The organism is Candidatus Omnitrophota bacterium, from assembly GCA_030695905.1.
In the GTDB taxonomy this organism is placed as follows: Bacteria; Omnitrophota; Gorgyraeia; order 2-01-FULL-45-10; family 2-01-FULL-45-10; genus CAZHPY01.
In genome coordinates, this window is the sequence record JAUYOL010000022.1 from 1 (window position 1) to 16,051 (window position 16,051).

At 46.1% G+C, this 16,051-nt stretch carries 31 protein-coding genes; all 31 read left to right on the plus strand.

Annotated features, from left to right (window positions below):
• Positions 1–130 (plus strand): elongation factor Tu (gene tuf / locus Q8R38_03345; protein MDP3791061.1); only part of this gene is annotated, 130 nt, incomplete at its 5' end.
• Between the two features lie 3 nt (positions 131–133).
• On the plus strand, positions 134–451 hold the full coding sequence (rpsJ, locus tag Q8R38_03350) for a 30S ribosomal protein S10 (GenBank protein MDP3791062.1): 318 nt from the start codon (positions 134–136) through the stop codon (positions 449–451).
• Positions 451–1,173 (plus strand): 50S ribosomal protein L3, encoded by a 723-nt coding sequence (rplC, locus tag Q8R38_03355; GenBank protein MDP3791063.1) that lies wholly within the window; start codon positions 451–453, stop codon positions 1,171–1,173. Before rpsJ ends, rplC begins: the two co-directional genes overlap by 1 nt.
• A 6-nt stretch (positions 1,174–1,179) precedes the next feature.
• Positions 1,180–1,875: a 50S ribosomal protein L4 gene (rplD, locus tag Q8R38_03360; protein MDP3791064.1), complete on the plus strand. Its 696-nt coding sequence runs from the start codon at positions 1,180–1,182 to the stop codon at positions 1,873–1,875.
• A gap of 9 nt (positions 1,876–1,884) precedes the next feature.
• A complete protein-coding gene (rplW, locus tag Q8R38_03365) occupies positions 1,885–2,163 on the plus strand; it encodes a 50S ribosomal protein L23 (protein MDP3791065.1) in 279 nt (92 codons plus the stop codon).
• 13 nt (positions 2,164–2,176) lie between these two features.
• Positions 2,177–2,998 carry a 50S ribosomal protein L2 gene (gene rplB, locus Q8R38_03370; GenBank protein ID MDP3791066.1) on the plus strand — a complete coding sequence of 274 codons (822 nt, stop codon included), beginning with the start codon at positions 2,177–2,179 and terminating at the stop codon, positions 2,996–2,998.
• Positions 2,998–3,282, plus strand: a complete 285-nt coding sequence (rpsS, locus tag Q8R38_03375; protein MDP3791067.1) for a 30S ribosomal protein S19 — start codon at positions 2,998–3,000, stop codon at positions 3,280–3,282. The genes rplB and rpsS overlap by 1 nt, the downstream gene beginning before the upstream one ends.
• Positions 3,283–3,286: 4 nt before the next feature.
• Positions 3,287–3,775 (plus strand): 50S ribosomal protein L22, encoded by a 489-nt coding sequence (gene rplV, locus Q8R38_03380; GenBank protein MDP3791068.1) that lies wholly within the window; start codon positions 3,287–3,289, stop codon positions 3,773–3,775.
• An 11-nt stretch (positions 3,776–3,786) separates the two neighbouring features.
• Positions 3,787–4,464 (plus strand): 30S ribosomal protein S3, encoded by a 678-nt coding sequence (rpsC, locus tag Q8R38_03385; protein ID MDP3791069.1) that lies wholly within the window; start codon positions 3,787–3,789, stop codon positions 4,462–4,464.
• Between the two features lie 32 nt (positions 4,465–4,496).
• On the plus strand, positions 4,497–4,907 hold the full coding sequence (rplP, locus tag Q8R38_03390; protein ID MDP3791070.1) for a 50S ribosomal protein L16: 411 nt from the start codon (positions 4,497–4,499) through the stop codon (positions 4,905–4,907).
• 1 nt (position 4,908) lies between these two features.
• Positions 4,909–5,109, plus strand: coding sequence for a 50S ribosomal protein L29 (gene rpmC, locus Q8R38_03395; GenBank protein ID MDP3791071.1), 201 nt, complete (start codon positions 4,909–4,911; stop codon positions 5,107–5,109).
• Complete coding sequence (rpsQ, locus tag Q8R38_03400) at positions 5,096–5,356, plus strand: 30S ribosomal protein S17 (GenBank protein ID MDP3791072.1); 261 nt, start codon at positions 5,096–5,098, stop codon at positions 5,354–5,356. Before rpmC ends, rpsQ begins: the two co-directional genes overlap by 14 nt.
• A gap of 17 nt (positions 5,357–5,373) precedes the next feature.
• Positions 5,374–5,742: a 50S ribosomal protein L14 gene (gene rplN / locus Q8R38_03405; GenBank protein ID MDP3791073.1), complete on the plus strand. Its 369-nt coding sequence runs from the start codon at positions 5,374–5,376 to the stop codon at positions 5,740–5,742.
• A 1-nt stretch (position 5,743) separates the two neighbouring features.
• Positions 5,744–6,058, plus strand: a complete 315-nt coding sequence (rplX, locus tag Q8R38_03410; protein MDP3791074.1) for a 50S ribosomal protein L24 — start codon at positions 5,744–5,746, stop codon at positions 6,056–6,058.
• The gene (gene rplE / locus Q8R38_03415) at positions 6,058–6,603 is read left to right on the plus strand and encodes a 50S ribosomal protein L5 (protein ID MDP3791075.1); all 546 of its coding nucleotides are present in this window, start codon (positions 6,058–6,060) and stop codon (positions 6,601–6,603) included. The genes rplX and rplE overlap by 1 nt, the downstream gene beginning before the upstream one ends.
• 7 nt (positions 6,604–6,610) lie before the next feature.
• Positions 6,611–6,796, plus strand: a complete 186-nt coding sequence (locus Q8R38_03420) for a type Z 30S ribosomal protein S14 (protein ID MDP3791076.1) — start codon at positions 6,611–6,613, stop codon at positions 6,794–6,796.
• Between the two features lie 26 nt (positions 6,797–6,822).
• The gene (gene rpsH / locus Q8R38_03425; GenBank protein ID MDP3791077.1) at positions 6,823–7,221 is read left to right on the plus strand and encodes a 30S ribosomal protein S8; all 399 of its coding nucleotides are present in this window, start codon (positions 6,823–6,825) and stop codon (positions 7,219–7,221) included.
• 4 nt (positions 7,222–7,225) lie between these two features.
• The gene (gene rplF / locus Q8R38_03430; protein MDP3791078.1) at positions 7,226–7,783 is read left to right on the plus strand and encodes a 50S ribosomal protein L6; all 558 of its coding nucleotides are present in this window, start codon (positions 7,226–7,228) and stop codon (positions 7,781–7,783) included.
• A 22-nt stretch (positions 7,784–7,805) separates the two neighbouring features.
• On the plus strand, positions 7,806–8,174 hold the full coding sequence (gene rplR / locus Q8R38_03435) for a 50S ribosomal protein L18 (GenBank protein ID MDP3791079.1): 369 nt from the start codon (positions 7,806–7,808) through the stop codon (positions 8,172–8,174).
• Between the two features lie 129 nt (positions 8,175–8,303).
• Positions 8,304–8,780: a 30S ribosomal protein S5 gene (gene rpsE / locus Q8R38_03440; GenBank protein MDP3791080.1), complete on the plus strand. Its 477-nt coding sequence runs from the start codon at positions 8,304–8,306 to the stop codon at positions 8,778–8,780.
• Positions 8,781–8,795: 15 nt separating this feature from the next.
• Positions 8,796–9,239: a 50S ribosomal protein L15 gene (rplO, locus tag Q8R38_03445; protein ID MDP3791081.1), complete on the plus strand. Its 444-nt coding sequence runs from the start codon at positions 8,796–8,798 to the stop codon at positions 9,237–9,239.
• Positions 9,239–10,585 carry a preprotein translocase subunit SecY gene (secY, locus tag Q8R38_03450; GenBank protein ID MDP3791082.1) on the plus strand — a complete coding sequence of 449 codons (1,347 nt, stop codon included), beginning with the start codon at positions 9,239–9,241 and terminating at the stop codon, positions 10,583–10,585. The genes rplO and secY overlap by 1 nt, the downstream gene beginning before the upstream one ends.
• Positions 10,586–10,590: 5 nt before the next feature.
• Positions 10,591–11,247 carry an adenylate kinase gene (locus tag Q8R38_03455; protein MDP3791083.1) on the plus strand — a complete coding sequence of 219 codons (657 nt, stop codon included), beginning with the start codon at positions 10,591–10,593 and terminating at the stop codon, positions 11,245–11,247.
• On the plus strand, positions 11,244–11,990 hold the full coding sequence (gene map, locus Q8R38_03460; protein MDP3791084.1) for a type I methionyl aminopeptidase: 747 nt from the start codon (positions 11,244–11,246) through the stop codon (positions 11,988–11,990). The genes Q8R38_03455 and map overlap by 4 nt, the downstream gene beginning before the upstream one ends.
• A 10-nt stretch (positions 11,991–12,000) precedes the next feature.
• The gene (gene infA / locus Q8R38_03465; protein ID MDP3791085.1) at positions 12,001–12,222 is read left to right on the plus strand and encodes a translation initiation factor IF-1; all 222 of its coding nucleotides are present in this window, start codon (positions 12,001–12,003) and stop codon (positions 12,220–12,222) included.
• Between the two features lie 10 nt (positions 12,223–12,232).
• Positions 12,233–12,346: a 50S ribosomal protein L36 gene (gene rpmJ / locus Q8R38_03470; GenBank protein ID MDP3791086.1), complete on the plus strand. Its 114-nt coding sequence runs from the start codon at positions 12,233–12,235 to the stop codon at positions 12,344–12,346.
• Between the two features lie 21 nt (positions 12,347–12,367).
• A complete protein-coding gene (rpsM, locus tag Q8R38_03475) occupies positions 12,368–12,784 on the plus strand; it encodes a 30S ribosomal protein S13 (protein ID MDP3791087.1) in 417 nt (138 codons plus the stop codon).
• 2 nt (positions 12,785–12,786) lie between these two features.
• Positions 12,787–13,206, plus strand: coding sequence for a 30S ribosomal protein S11 (rpsK, locus tag Q8R38_03480; protein ID MDP3791088.1), 420 nt, complete (start codon positions 12,787–12,789; stop codon positions 13,204–13,206).
• A complete protein-coding gene (gene rpsD / locus Q8R38_03485) occupies positions 13,206–13,841 on the plus strand; it encodes a 30S ribosomal protein S4 (protein MDP3791089.1) in 636 nt (211 codons plus the stop codon). The genes rpsK and rpsD overlap by 1 nt, the downstream gene beginning before the upstream one ends.
• Positions 13,842–13,930: 89 nt before the next feature.
• On the plus strand, positions 13,931–14,917 hold the full coding sequence (locus Q8R38_03490; GenBank protein ID MDP3791090.1) for a DNA-directed RNA polymerase subunit alpha: 987 nt from the start codon (positions 13,931–13,933) through the stop codon (positions 14,915–14,917).
• Positions 14,918–14,926: 9 nt separating this feature from the next.
• Positions 14,927–15,562: a 50S ribosomal protein L17 gene (rplQ, locus tag Q8R38_03495; GenBank protein MDP3791091.1), complete on the plus strand. Its 636-nt coding sequence runs from the start codon at positions 14,927–14,929 to the stop codon at positions 15,560–15,562.
• Positions 15,563–16,051: the final 489 nt, after the last annotated feature.

A 16,051-nucleotide genomic window follows, 5' to 3' on the forward strand; every position in this document is an offset into this window, starting at 1 on the left:
GCCCGGAGATAACGTCGCGGTAGAAGTAGTATTAATTACTCCCATAGCCATGGAAAAAGAGCTGAGGTTCGCCATAAGAGAAGGCGGACACACAGTCGGCGCAGGAGTTGTAACGGAAATAATAGAGTAAACAATGGCACAGAAAGAACAGCAGCAAAAAATCAGGATAAAGCTAATGGCCTATGACCACAGGTTACTGGACCTGTCGGCAGAGGAGATAGTCGAGACGGCAAAGCGTACCGGAGCGAATGTAGCAGGCCCGATACCGCTTCCGACGAAGCGCGAGGTATTTACGGTATTAAGATCTCCGCACGTTGACAAAAAGTCGAGAGAGCAGTTTCAGATCAAGACGCATAAAAGGATTCTCGACATAGTGAATCCGACCTCGAAGACTATAGACGCGCTTAAAAAGCTGGATCTTCCGGCCGGCGTGTATGTGGAGATAAAGTAATCATGGTAGGAATACTCGGCAGAAAAATAGGCATGACCCAGATATTTGATGAGACCGGCAGGATAACGCCAGTTACTCTCATTGAAGCGGGTCCTTGCCACGTAATACAGGTAAAGACAAAAGAGACCGATGGCTATAACGCTATACAGGTCGGTTTTAATGAACAGAAGCCAAGGCTTGTTAAAAAGCCCGAGGCGGGACATTTCAAAAAAGCCGGTGTAAATGTTCTGAAATTTATCAAGGAGATAAGACTGGCTGACGTGTCGAGCTATAAGATCGGGCAGAAGATCGAGGCGGATCTTTTCGCGAAAGGCGATTTTGTTGATGTAGTAGGTACGTCAATAGGCAAGGGCTTCCAGGGCGGCATGAAGAGATGGAATTGGAAGGGCGGTCCGGGAGGGCATGGCTCGATGTTTCACAGAGCCGTCGGATCCATACAATCCGGAGCCAGGCTGGGAAGAGTTACAAAAGGTCATCACCTGCCAGGACACTTGGGAGTCGAGAGGATTACAGTTCAGAACCTTGAAATTATGAAGGTCGATAAAGAAAATAATCTTTTGGTTATTAAGGGCGCGGTGCCCGGGCACAAGAATAGCTACCTGATGGTAAAAGAGTCCAAGAAGATGCCCAAAGGTTATATAAAGCATAAGGTTGTTGTCCAGACACCTAAAAAAGGCGCTAAGGGCCCGGGCGGCGGGCAGGCAGCAGCCAAAAAGAAATAAAATCATATGACGATTAAAAAAGAGAAGAAGACAGAAGTGAAAAAAACAGAAGCGAAGAAGGTAGAGACGAAGAAGATATCTTCTATACCTGTATTTAACTCCAAGGGTAAAGAAATAGAGAAGTTCGAGCTTAACAAGGAATTATTCACGGGCGAAGTCAATAAAGGCGTATTGTATCAGTTTGTAAGGATGTACAACGCTAACCAGCGCAGCGGGACAGCCTCCACCAAGACCAGAGGCGATGTATCGGGCGGCGGCAAGAAGCCGTGGAGACAGAAGGGCACGGGTAGGGCAAGGGCGGGTTCAAGCCGTTCACCATTATGGAGAGGCGGCGGCAAAGTGTTTGGCCCGCATCCAAGAGATTTCCATTATGATATACCCAAGAAGATAAAGAAGCTGGCCTTATTGTCATCATTGAATTCCAAGATATTGGACGAAAAACTGATAGGCATAGACGCGATAGCACTGGCCGAGCCTAAAACGAAACAGTTCCAGGCCGTAGTAGACGCGTTGAAGCTTCAGGGCAGGTCCTTGTTTATACTGGATATCGTGGATGAGAAGACAAGAAGAGCTTCCAGGAACATAGAGGGCGTCACATTAAAAAATTATAAGGATTTTAATCCGGTAGATGTATTGAATTGCAATACAGTTATAATGTCAAAAGTTGCGTTGGAAAAGATTCCCGAAAGACTTAAGGTTTAAGGTAAACATATGAAAAACCCGCATGACGTAGTAAAAGGTTTATTGAGGACGGAAAAAGGCGCTAACATGATGCCTTCGAATAAGTATCTTTTTTGGGTTGACTCAAGCTCCAATAAGATCGAGATACGCAAAGCTGTCGAAGACATATACAAGGTAAAAGTTAATAATGTAAACACTCTCACTGTTAAGGGAAAGCCGAAAAGGGTCAGATACGCTATGGGCAAGACATCCGACTGGAAGAAGGCTATAGTTACCTTAAAAGCGGGAGATAAGATAGACGTAGTCTAAAAAGGTAAATAATATGGGAATAAAGAAATATAAACCAACAACACCGGGATTAAGATGGGCGGCGCTCGCGGATTTCAGCGAGCTCACAAAAGGCAAGCCGGAGAAGGGTCTTCTGGCGCCATTAAAAAAATCGGGCGGCAGGGGCAATACAGGCCGTGTGACATCACGTCATAGAGGCGGCGGTCACAAGCGCATGTACAGGATAGTAGATTTTAAGCGTGACAAGCTGGATGTGACGGGCAAGGTCATGGCTATAGAATATGATCCTAACAGATCCGCGAGGCTTGCGCTTCTGCAGTACTCGGATGGAGAAAAACGCTATATAATAGCGCCGGTCGGAATAAATGTTAACGACGAACTGATGTCAGGCAAGAACGTGGAGATAAAAGTAGGCAACGCCGCGCCGTTGGAGACTATACCGCCGGGTATACCCATACACAATGTTGAATTTAAGAAAGGATCGGGCGCGAGGATAGCCCGTTCAGCAGGGAATTCCTGTATCATAATGGCAAAAGAGGGCGGATATGCCCACGTGAAGCTTCCCAGCGGAGAGATCAGACTTATAGGCCTGGATTGTTACGCTACGATAGGCCAGGTCGGCAACATAGAACATGAAGCGATATCTATAGGTAAAGCAGGCCGTTCAAGATGGCTGGGGAAGCGTCCGTATTCCAGAGGTGTCGCGAAGAACCCGCATGACCATCCGATGGGTGGCGGCGAAGGTAAAGCATCGGGCGGATTACCGAGAAGTCCGTGGGGACAATACGCGAAGGGTCTTAAGACGAGACACCACAAGAAACATTCCAGTAAGTATATAGTGAAGAGGAGAAAGTAATGTCAAGATCCACCAAGAAGGGCCCGTATGTAGATGAGAAGCTTCTGATAAAGGTTCAGAAGTCTACTATGGCAGGCGACAAGAAGCCGATAAAGACATGGGCAAGACGTTCTGTTATTACGCCTGATTTTGTAGGCGTTACATTATCGGTCCATAACGGTAGAAAATTTATTCCTGTGTATGTCACAGAGAACATGGTAGGGCACAAGGTCGGTGAATTCGCACCAACGAGAACATTCAAGAAACACGGTGCGGCTACAGAAGTATCAAGGGAGTTGACATAAAACGATGGTCTCAAGAGCCGTATTAAAATATGTAAGGTTATCACCAAGAAAATTCAGATTGATCATACCTTTGGTTAAGGGTAAGAGAGCCGAAGAGGCCATAGCGATACTTTCCGCGGTTAAGAAGAAAGCGTCAGGATACGGGATAGATCTGTTGAAATCCGCTATCGCGAATGCGAAAGTAAAGGTACAGGGCATTGATACATCTACATTATACATATCGAAGCTGGTTGCCGATCCCGGACCGATGCTTAAAAGGTTCAGGGCGGCGTCTATGGGTAGGGCGGGTTCTATACATAAACACACGAGCCATCTTACAATAGAGTTGGACGAAATAAAGCCTCAGACTGGTCATGCTGCCGGCGAGGTTAAGACAACGGCAAAAGCGGCAAAAGTTAAAAAGACGAAGATAGCCTCTGCGCCAAAAAAAGAGAGCAAAGAAAAAGAAACCGCGCATCACAAAGAAAAGAAGCCGAGCGCGCATAAAAAGTAAGAGGAATAATAATGGGTCAAAAAGTACACCCCTATGGTTTTAGAGTCGGATACATATATGACTGGAAGTCCAGATGGTTTTCCAACAAATATGATTTTCCGAAATTATTGATAGAGGATATTAAGCTGAGGAAGCACATAAAGAAAGCTCTTGCCTCTGCCGCGGTATCGAAAGTAGAAGTTGAGAGGGCAAGCGAGAAGATACGCGTGCTGATATTCAGCGCAAGGCCCGGTATAATCATAGGCAGGCGCGGAGCGGAGATCGAAAAGCTGAAAGAAGAGCTGGCGGGTATAACCGGCAAAGAAGTAATCATAGATATAAAAGAGATAAAAAATCCGAGCATCGACGCGCAGCTTGTAGCAGAGAACATAGCGGTCCAGATAGAAAAGCGTATTCCTCACAAGCGCGCGATGAAAAAGTCTATACAGGCCGCGCTGGATTCCGGCGCCAAAGGCGCCAAGATAATCTGTTCCGGCAGGCTGGGCGGCGCGGAAATAGCAAGGCGTGAAAGCTATAGGGTCGGCTCTATACCGGCGCAGACGCTCAGGGCGGATGTTGATTACGGATTCACCGAAGCGCTCACAAAATATGGGCTCATAGGCATAAAGGTGTGGATATACAAAGGTGATAAGATACTGGATAAGCAGGAAGAAGAGACTCCTGAAGACAAGAAGACAACCAAGCTTTAAGCTGTAAAAAGACAAGGAAAATAATCATGGCGATGATGCCCAAAAGAGTAAAGTTCAGAAAAGCGCAGCGCGGAAGGCGGCTGGGCACTTCATTTAGAGGCGCGACGCTTTCATTCGGCGAATTCGGCCTTAAAGCGATTGAGAACGGCTGGCTCAGTGACAGGCAGATAGAAGCTGCAAGAGTTACGCTGGCGCGTCATCTAAAAGGCGGCGGCAAGGTCTGGATAAGGGTATTTCCGGATCATCCGGTCACGAAGAAGCCGGCTGAAACAAGAATGGGTAAGGGCAAGGGCGATCCAAGCCATTGGGTGGCTGTTGTAAAGAAGGGTAAGATACTTTTTGAGATGGATGGCGTACCGGTGGAGCTGGCAAAAAGCTCTATGAGGGTAGCGGCATTTAAGATACCGATGAGAACCAAATTCATAACGAGGGCGCACAGTTAATATGATTAAAGTAAACGAATTAAGAAATATGACAGTAGATGAAATAAGGATCAAGGAAGAGAGCCTGAAGAAAGAACTCTATGCGCTGAGATCCGAAGCCGAGGCGGGAAGAATAGAGAAGCCTCATAAGATGAGCGAGATCCGCAGGGCGATAGCGCGCTGTGAAACGATCATACGGGAGAAGGGTAATGCAAAAAAGTAGCGATAGGAATAGGCGCAAAACGCGCATCGGCACAGTTAAGAGCAACAAGATGAATAAGACGATCACCGTTGTAGTAGATAAGGTTTCACATCACGCGGTCTATGACAGGCTGATGAGAAGCAAAACCACTTTCAAGGCGCACGATGAGAAAAATGAAGCCAAGGTAGGCGATACCGTAAAGATAGAAGAGACGAGACCCATATCTAAGACGAAGAGATGGAGACTGGTCGAAGTAATTAAAAAGTAGCAATTCGAAGGTAAAATATGATTAGAATGAGAACGATTTTGGATGTAGCGGATAACACAGGGGCGCGCAAGGCGTCTATGATAGGCGTTATCGGCCGCGGCAACAGGCGTTTCGCCAATATTGGCGATGTGATAACATGTAACATAAAAGAAGCTACTCCCGACGCGATTGTTAAAGACCACGAAGTTTGCAAGGGGGTTGTTGTTAGAGTTGCGGCCCCGATTAAAAGGCCGGATGGAAGCATCTTAAGATTTGACAGGAACGCCATTGTCATAATAGATGCTCAGTTAAACCCAAGGGGAACGAGAATATTCGGGCCCGTCGCGAGAGAACTTAGAGATAAAAATTTCATGAAGATAATTTCTCTTGCCCCGGAGGTCATATAAGATGAACAAGATAAAGAAGAACGACACAGTATACGTTATCACTGGTAAGGATAGAGGAAAGACAGGCAGGGTTTTTAAGGTATATACGGGCGAGGGAAGGGCTCTTGTTGAAGGCATAAATTATGTGAAGAAGCACGCGCGCAAATCACAGGCGAACCCGCAGGGCGGAATAATACAGCAGGAAAGCGCCATACAGATCTCCAACCTGGCTCTTTTATGTAAGACATGCAATAAGCCGGCGCGTATAGGAATAAATGTTTTGGCTGACGGCACAAAATCAAGATTCTGCAAACGCTGTAAAGAGGTAATATCATAATGGAAAAATCAAGACTGCTTGAAGCATACAGGAAAAATATAGTTCCTGAAATGGTGAAGACGTTCGGCTATAAGAATAGCATGCAGGTTCCGAAGCTCAAGAAGATAGTTATAAACGTAGGCCTGGGTGAAGCTACGCAGGATGTTAAGCTGCTTGAGGCCGCGCAAAATGAGCTTGCCGCTATAACGGGGCAAAAGCCGGTTACAACACGCGCGAAGAAGGCCATCGCTAACTTTAAGATCAGAAAAGGTTCGGCGATAGGATGCAAAGTCACGTTAAGGCGTTTGATGATGTATGAATTTCTTGACAGGATGGTATCAGTGGCCATCCCCAGGATAAGAGACTTCAGAGGGCTGCCTTCAAACTCTTTTGATGAACACGGAAATTATTCATTTGGACTTAATGAGCAAGTTGTATTTCCGGAAGTAGATGTTGATAAAATCACAAAAGTCCATGGTATGGACATAACGATAGTAACGGATGCTAAGACAAAAAAAGAGGCTTTCGAGCTTTTAAAATTGTTCGGAATGCCGTTTAAAAAGTAAGGGAAATATGGCAAAGACATCGTTAATAGTAAAGCAGCAGAGGACACCGAAATTTAAAGTGCGTAAGTACAATAGGTGCAGACTCTGCGGAAGGCCGCGCGGATTCATGAGACGTTTCCAGGTCTGCAGAATTTGTTTCAGGGAGCTTGCGTCAAGAGGAGAGATCCCGGGCGTGGTAAAATCGAGCTGGTAGTAAAAAAGCTTAATAGGAGATGATAGATGGCAGTTACAGATTCTGTTGCGGATATGCTTACAATTATAAGGAACGGAAGCTTCGCGAAGAAAGATATCGTTGAAGTCAGAGGTTCAAAATTATCAGAAGAGATTTTGAACATTTTTAAAAAAGAGAGCTTCATATCGAATTATAAGCTTATTAAGGATAACAAGCAGGGCATCCTGCGTGTATATTTGAAATACGCCAAGAGCGGAGCGCCTGCGATACTCGGTATAAAAAGGATCTCAAGGCCGGGATTAAGGCTATATAAACAGGCGGACGAACTTCCAAAAGTTTATGGCGGGCTTGGAGTGGCTGTAATTTCCACATCCAGCGGTTTAATGACGGACAATCAGGCAAGGGAGAAGAAAGTGGGCGGAGAAGTTCTCTGCTACATTTGGTGATAATATGTCAAGAATAGGAAAAAAACCAGTAGATCTGCCGGTCGGCGTAAAGGCTGCCGTTGCGAATAACGTGATAACGCTTGAAGGCGCAAAGGGCAAGCTAAGTTATGATATTCCGGCAAAATTTAAAGTTGAAGTAAAAGACAATAAGGTTATTGTAACGCGTCCTTCCGATGAAAAGCAGGACAGGGCCACTCATGGACTTATACGCAGCCTGGTAAATAATATGGCTATAGGAGTTTCCGCCGGGTATCAGAAAGACCTTGAGATCGTAGGCGTAGGTTTTAAGGCCGCGGTCCAGGGAAAAATTCTGAATATCCAGTTAAGTTATACGCATCCGATAAATTTTAATATACCGGAGGGCATAACAGTTGAAACACCTAAGCCTACCAGTATAATTATAAAGGGTGTAGACAAGACCAAGGTCGGAGAGGTTGCCGCGAAGATACGAGGTTTTTACAGACCCGAGCCTTACAAGGGCAAAGGTATAAAGTATGTCGGTGAACATGTCAGGCGCAAAGCCGGGAAGGCCGTAGCAGGCGCGGGCGGCGGCGGAGCGTAATAAAATTTAAGGTATAAATACTATGAAGAAGTGGGTTGAAATAAAAGGCAGAGAAAAAAGACATAAGCGCATACGCAGGAAGATCGTCGGGACCAAGGAAAGGCCCAGGCTAAGCGTGCGGCGCAGCACAAATCATCTCTATGCTCAGATTGTAGATGATACGGCAGGCAAGACTATTGTGCAGTTGTCCACAATGTCCAAAGATATGAAGGACAAGGTTTCCAAGAGCGCCGGTAATGTCAAGGGGGCGGCTTTGTTGGGTGCCGCGCTTGCTGAAAAGTGCAAGAAAGAGGGAATCACAAAAGTCGTATTTGATAGAGCCGGTTATCTGTACCATGGCAGGGTAAAAGCGCTTGCAGAAGCGGCGCGAAAAGGCGGTTTGAGTTTTTAAATTTAAAAGAGGGTGAGGACCAAATTGGCAAATAGCGATACTAACGAAAAAAAAGATACTCAGAGCCCGGCTAAAGAGCGGGCGCCGGAGGCTTCAAGACCGGCTCAAGGCCAAAGAAGACGCGGCCGCATGCCGTATGGCAGAGGCGAAGAAGGCAAAGAGTTAATTGAAAAAGTGGTAACTATAAAGAGAGTCGCTAAAGTCGTAAAAGGCGGACGCAAGTTCTCTTTTAACGCGCTTGTGGTAGCCGGTGACGGAAAAGGCAATGTTGGATTGGGTTTTGGAAAAGGTAATGAAGTTGCCGACGCTATAAGGAAGGGTTTGAACGATGCCAAGAAAAACTTCTTTCCTGTTCCAATGAGAGGCACTACCATTCCGCACGAGATTATAGGCCATTTCAAGGCGGCTCAAGTGTTGCTGAAGCCGGCCAGGCCGGGAACGGGCGTAATAGCGGGCGGTGCCGTAAGGGCTATATGTGAAGCATCGGGAATTAAGGATATTTTAACCAAGAGCCTTGGCTCTGACGCGTCGTTGAACGTGCTGAAGGCCACCATAGAGGGATTGAAGAACTTAAGGCTTGAAAGAAAAATAGAGAAAGAGGATTAAAGAGGTATATTTAAGATGAATATGAACGAGATAGGAGCTCCTAAGGGGGCGCACAGGAATACGAAAAGACGCGGCAGGGGTTCAGGTTCCGGACACGGGAAGACCTCGTGCAGGGGCCGCAAGGGCGCCAAAAAGCGCTCCGGCAGGACAACGCGCCCGGGTTTTGAAGGCGGACAGATGCAGCTGGTGAGACGTATACCCAAAAGAGGGTTTAACGCCCCATTTAGCAATGAGTACCAGGTTGTTAATGTGGAGTCGTTAAATAGATTCAGGGAAAACTCAACAGTTGGCCCTAAGGAAATGAAGCATGCCGGCCTTATCGGCAGCGAGATCGAAAGAATAAAGATATTGGGCGCCGGTGATCTTAAAAAAATTCTTACAGTAAAAGCGCATAAGATTTCTGAAAGCGCGAAAAAGAAGTTTGAATCGGCAGGCGCAAAATTTGAGGTTTTGGCTTAATGCTTGAAGCCTTTATAAATACCGTAAAGATACCTGATCTACGCAAGAAGATATTTTTGACTCTTGCGTTGATAGCGGTTTACAGAATAGGTACCTACATACCGACGCCCGGTGTCGACGGCGCGAAGTTGGCGGTATTTTTCAATAATCTGGCCCGCACTCAGGGCGGAGCGCTCTTTGGCATAATGAATATGTTTTCCGGCGGCGCTATATCGCGTCTTACGATATTTGCGCTCGGGATAATGCCGTATATATCGGCGTCTATCATTCTGCAGCTATTAACCGCTGTCGTACCGGCTCTTGAAAGGCTTGCTAAAGAGGGTGAGGCCGGACAGAAGAAGATAGTGCAATATACAAGATACGGGACGGTCCTTCTGGCCGTAGTCCAGTCTTTCTTTATAGCTGTGTGGCTCGAAAATCCGGCGAGGTTCCAGGGCCTGCAGATAGTCCAGTTCCCGGGATGGTCATTCAGGATACTTACTGTTATAACCCTTACCAGCGGCACCGCGTTTATCATGTGGCTGGGCGAGCAGATACAGGAATATGGCATAGGTAACGGTATGTCGCTGATAATCACGGCCGGTATCATATCGCGTATCCCTACAGCGCTCTATCAGGTATGGTCATTATTCTCACCATTTGCGCCGGAGAAGGCACAGCTCGATCCATTCACGCTGATATTGATGATAGTGATGCTCGTAGGTGTTATCGCGGCGGTTATAGTGATTACCCAGGGGCAGCGCAAGATTCCGATACAATATGCCAAGCGCGTTATAGGCAGGAAGGTTTACGGCGGGCAGTCCACATTTATACCATTAAGGGTAAACCAGGGCGGAGTTATACCTATAATATTCGCGCAGAGCATAATACTATTTCCCGCGACTATAGCGGGCTTTATCCCTAATAAGACATTTCAGGACATAGCAATGTCTTTAACAAAAGGCGAGTGGGTTTACAATATTTCGTATTCAGTCCTGATAGTATTTTTCGCGTATTTTTACGCGGCAATAACATTTAACCCCGTAGATGTAGCCGATAACATGAAGAAGCACGGCGGATTTATACCGGGGATAAGGCCGGGAAAGCAGACGGCGGAATATCTGGATTTTATCATGACCAGGATAACCTTGCCGGGCTCTTTGTTTCTGGCCCTTATAGCGGTATTCCCGAGTATCATTTCAAATTGGCTTAAGATACCGTATCTTGTGGCAAGTTTCTTCGGCGGCACGGGATTGCTGATTATCGTCGGTGTCATGTTAGACACCATGAAACAGATAGAGTCGCACCTTTTGATGAGGCATTATGAAGGCTTCATGAAAAAAGGTAAAATAAAGTCAAGAAGGTAGTTAAATTGAAGATAGTTTTGTTGGGCGCGCCGGGCGCGGGAAAAGGTACTCAAGGAGTCGTTCTTTCACGAAATTACAAGATAGCGCATATTTCCACGGGCGATATATTGAGAGAAGCCGTTAAGCTCGGCACTGCTTTAGGCAAGAAGGCCAAGTCCTATATGGATAAAGGCGAACTGGTTCCCGATGAAGTTGTTACGGGAATAGTCGTCCAGCGCCTTGCCAAAGAAGATACCAAAAAAGGCTTTATTCTCGACGGGTTTCCCAGGACGTTAAACCAGGCCCAGGATCTTGATAAAGAACTTAATAAGATATCCAGCGGCATAGATATGGTGTTATATTTTGATATTCCCGAAGCGATCGCCATAGAGAGATTGACCGGCCGCAGGGTATGCAGAAAGTGTGGCGCAAATTACCATGTTAAAAATATACCGACTAAGAAAGAAGGTATATGCGATAAGTGCGGCGGCGAAATATATCAGAGGCAGGATGACACTATCGATACTGTCAAGAATAGATTAAAAGTTTACGAGGGCCAGACACGCCCATTAGTAGATTATTATACGAAAAAAGATATTTTGAAGAAGGTATCCGGGGCACTGGACGTTAACGAATTGTTTAAGGAGCTTTCCCGGATTTTTTCTGATGCACGGCTTGCATGATAATATTGAGAAGCGCCGAAGAGGTAGGGCAGATTAGGAAAGCCGGTTCGATCGTCGCGGCAACATTGGAAAGATTAAAAAAAGACGCGAAGGCCGGTGTAGCTACGGAAGAATTAGACAGAATTGCCGTAGAAGAGATAGCAAAACGCGGCGGACATGCCGCATTTAAGAATTATAAAGGGTATCCGGCGAATATATGCACATCAATAAACGAAGCTGTAGTGCATGGGATACCATCCGATAGACGTCTTGCGGACGGCGACATATTGAGCATAGACATAGGAGTAAGATACGGAAATTTCTTTGCTGACGCGGCGATCACGGTAGGCATAGGCAGCATAAGCGATACAGCAAAGAAGCTTATAAGTGTTACCCAGGAAGCTCTTTATCAGGGAATCAAGAACGCCAGGACGGGTAAGAGATTATCGGATATATCGGCAAGCGTTCAGTCATACGTTGAATCGAACGGTTTTAGTGTTGTCAGGGCTTTTGTAGGGCATGGCATAGGCGAGAAGATACACGAAGAGCCGGAGATACCCAACTATGGCGCTCCAAATAAAGGAGTAAGGCTGGAGCCGGGGATGATACTGGCTATAGAGCCCATGGTGAATGCCGGTACATTTGAAGTTGAAGTGCTGGATGATGGTTGGACAGCGGTTACTTTAGACAGGTCTTTATCAGCGCATTTTGAGCATACCATAGCGGTGAGAAATGGCGAGGCTCAGATATTAACGGCAGTATAAGGAATAGGTCATGTCAAATAAAGAAGAACCAATTACATTAGATGGGAAAGTTTTAGAGACTCTGCCCAATGCTATGTTCAGGGTAGAACTTCCCAATGGCCACAAGGTTCTTGCGCATGTATCGGGAAAGATGAGAATGAATTTCATAAGGATACTTCCGGGAGACACGGTGACTTTAGAGTTGTCTCCATACGATCTTTCAAGAGGAAGAATTATCCGAAGGGAAAAATAGGAGTTTAATAATGAAAGTAAGAGCAAGCGTGAAAAAGATTTGTCCAAAATGTAAGGTTGTGCGCAGAAAAGGCAACATTATGATTATCTGTGATAACCCAAAGCATAAGCAGAGACAGGGTTAAGTTATAAATTAGGAGGAAGAAGTGCCAAGAATAATCGGTGTTGACATTCCGAAAGAGAAGAGGATTGAGATATCTTTGATGTACATCTACGGTATCGGCCGTGCTGTATCCAATAAAATTTTGAAGTTGGCGAATATCAGTCCGGATAAGAGAGCAAAGGATCTTACCGAAGAGGAAGTTGCGCGTCTTTCGTCGATTATACAGAAAGACTATAGGGTAGAGGGGGACTTAAGAAGGGATATATCAGCCAATATAAAGAGGCTTATAGATATAGGCGCCTACAGGGGTCTCCGTCATAGAAGAGGACTGCCTGTACGCGGACAGAGGACAAAAACTAACGCGAGAACAAGGAAAGGTCCGAGGAAGACCGTCGGAATAGTAAGGCAGACTGCGAAGAAGACGGCACCAGCGGCCGGAGAAGGGGCAAAGGGTAAATAAAGATGGCAGAACAACAACAGCAGCAACAACAGCAAAAAAAAGGTAAATTCAAGAAGAGCAAAAAAGCGGTGAAGGCTCCGCCAAGCGGCATAGCCCATATTCTTGCCACATTCAATAATACGATAGTTACTATCGCTGACAAGCAGGGAAACGCGATATCATGGGCTTCCACCGGAAGTGTCGGATTCAAAGGTTCGAAGAAGTCCACGCCTTTCGCGGCGGGTATGGCTGCGGAATCCGCGGCTAAAAAGGCCGCAGAGCGCGGAGTAAAAGAAGTCGAAGTATATGTTAAAGGTCCCGGCGCGGGAAGAGAATCAGCGATAAGGTCCATACAGTCGGCGGGAATCACGATAAGGGCGATAAGGGATGTTACTCCTATACCTCACAACGGCTGTCGTCCGCAGAAGAGAAGGAGAGTGTAATGGCTAGATATACAGGGCCGACATGCAGATTGTGCAGGCGAGAAGGGCAAAAATTATTTTTAAAAGGCACGCGTTGCTCTACGGAAAAATGCGCCGTGTCGCGAAGGGCTTTTGCGCCGGGTCAGCACGGGCAGGGTCAGATGAGAAGGAAAGAGTCCAACTATGGCACTCAGCTTAGAGAAAAGCAGAAGGTAAAGAGAATATACGGAATTTTGGAAGCCCAATTCAGGCATTATTTCAGGATAGCGGAACGCTCAAAAGGCGTAACGGGCATAATGTTATTACAGCTTCTGGAAAGACGCCTGGACAATGTTGTATTCAGAATGAATTTAGCTACTTCCAGATCCGAAGCCAGAGAGCTTGTTCAGCACGGATTTGTTTATGTGAATAATAAGAGAGTCGATATACCTTCGTTCACGGTAAAGGTCGGTAATGCGATATCGGTAAAGCCAAAGAAGGAACCGATGTCCAAGGTGCTTAAAGATAGAAGAGAGATCCTTGCGGATAGATTGATACCTAAGTGGCTGGAAGTTGATAAAGAAGAATTCAAGGCAAAAGTAGTTGATGTGCCGACCAAAGAAGATATAGGATTCCCGATACAGGAACAGCTGATCGTTGAGTTGTATTCCAAGTAATTCTGCTTCGCCATTCAACGAATAAAACTCGGGCATGGCTTCGCAGGAATAAATTGAAAAAATAGGAGAAGATATATATGGGAATAAGCATGAAGAATTTCGAAATGCCGAAGAGATTGGTCCTGGATGAGTCTACCGCCACGGCTGATTACGGCAAATTTGTAGCGGAGCCTTTTGAGAGAGGCTACGGCATGACGATAGGAAATTCTTTGAGAAGAGTCCTCATCTCGTCTATAGAAGGTACCGCGGTCACCAGTATAAAGATAGACGGTGTACAGCATGAATTTTCGACTGTTAAAGGCGTGGTGGAGGATGTTTCTCAGATAATATTGAATATAAAGAAACTGATACTGCGCTCGCACTTCAAGACGCCCAAGCCGATATATATAGAGGTTGAGAAGAAAGGTGAAGTTACGGCTAAGGATATAAAGACGGACGAAACGGTAGAAATAATAAATCCGAATCTGCATATCTGCACGCTTACGAAAGAGACGAAGCTTAGCATAGAGATGCAGGTTGCCCGCGGCAGGGGCTATGTGCCGGCAGACAGGAATAAGAAGGAAGGCCAGGCCATAGGCGTTATACCTGTCGACTCTATATTTACGCCTGTAAAAAAGGTAAACTTCTCCGTCGAGGCTACGAGAGTCGGGCAGATAACGGACTACGATAAGCTTATAGTGGAGATATGGACGAATGGTTCAATAGCCCCGAAAGAGGCCCTTCTATACGCTTCTAACATATTTCAGAGGCACCTGGATATATTTGTCAATTTCGGAAAACTTCCCGAAGAAGAAGAGGTTCCGGAGGAGACGGAAGAGCAGAAATTATTAAGAGAGAAGATGAAGGTGCCGATATCTGAACTGGAACTTTCAGTGAGAAGTTCTAACTGTCTTAAGGAAGCCAGGATAAAGACGATAGGCGATCTTGTTAGGAAGTCCGAACTGGATATGCTTCAGTATAGAAACTTTGGTAAAAAATCTTTGGCCGAAATAAAGAAGGTCATTGTTGATATGGGATTGTCGCTGGGTATGAAGGTGGAAGGCGGCAAAAAATCTAAAGAAGAGTCGGAAGAGTAAGAGGGTTAAATGAGACATCATAAGGGGAACAGAAAATTAGGAATGCAGACGAGCCACAGGAAAGCGTTTATGCGCAATATGGCCCGTAACATTATAAAGTTCGAAAAGATAGAGACTACTTCCAGGCGCGCTAAAGAAGCAAGGCGCGTAGTGGAAAAGCTGATAACTTTAAGCAAGACCGATACGGTATTTTCACGTCGGCGGGCATATGATGTCCTTGCCGATAGGGATCTTGTTATGAAGCTATTCAAGGATCTCGCGCCGTTATTCTCAAAGAGATCCAGCGGTTTTACGCGTATAATACCTCTTGGTTTTAGACGCGGCGATGGCGCCCAAATGGTAATATTGGAGCTTACCGAAAGAAAGATCATCGAGAAACTGCCCAAGAAGAAGAAAGAGAAGGCAAAGGTCGAAGCGCCAAAAGCCAAAGAAGTTGTGGAAGAAAAGATAGAAAAAGAGCATGCGGCCAAGCATAAAGAGGAGATGAAGGAAGAACAGAAGTCGAGAGCCGTTCCTAAGTCCAAGCCTACTTTTGCTGAAGAGAAGAGGACCGAGAAGGCGAAGAGCGAAGATAAGAAGGCCGCGAGCCATCCGAACTTCATGAAGAACCTCAGGGGCCTATTCCGAAAAAGAGGCGACAGGTAACCTTTTAGCGTCATTGGAGGCTGTTTTAGCGGCCGAAGCAATCTCAGGCAATTCCTAAGTGCGTGGTGACATTCACCACGCACTTTTTTTCCACCTCCCACCCTTATGATATAAAACTTCCCTGTCTTGCTATGTAATAATAGCGGGTCCTGCCGCTTTAAGGACTTTTGTTCCAGTGGCGAGCATGGGGCTCACAGTAGCCCGCCAGGATTACCTGGTAGTCCGGCTATATAAAGCATACGTGATGGTCAATATGGAATCCTATATCGGCGGGCACATAGCTAATCCCATGCTCGCCTAATATCCAAAAGTCCTCAAAGCGTCACCCGCAATTGATATCCATAGACAGACAGGGAAGTTTTATCTGCCCTGGGGTCGGTGAATTTTTTCCACTTACGTTGAAGGGGTCCCCCGAGGGATGGGGTATTGAGCGGGACGTACGAATTGCGAGCGGGCATGGTTCCCGCCAAATACCTTTAAAAACAAGGC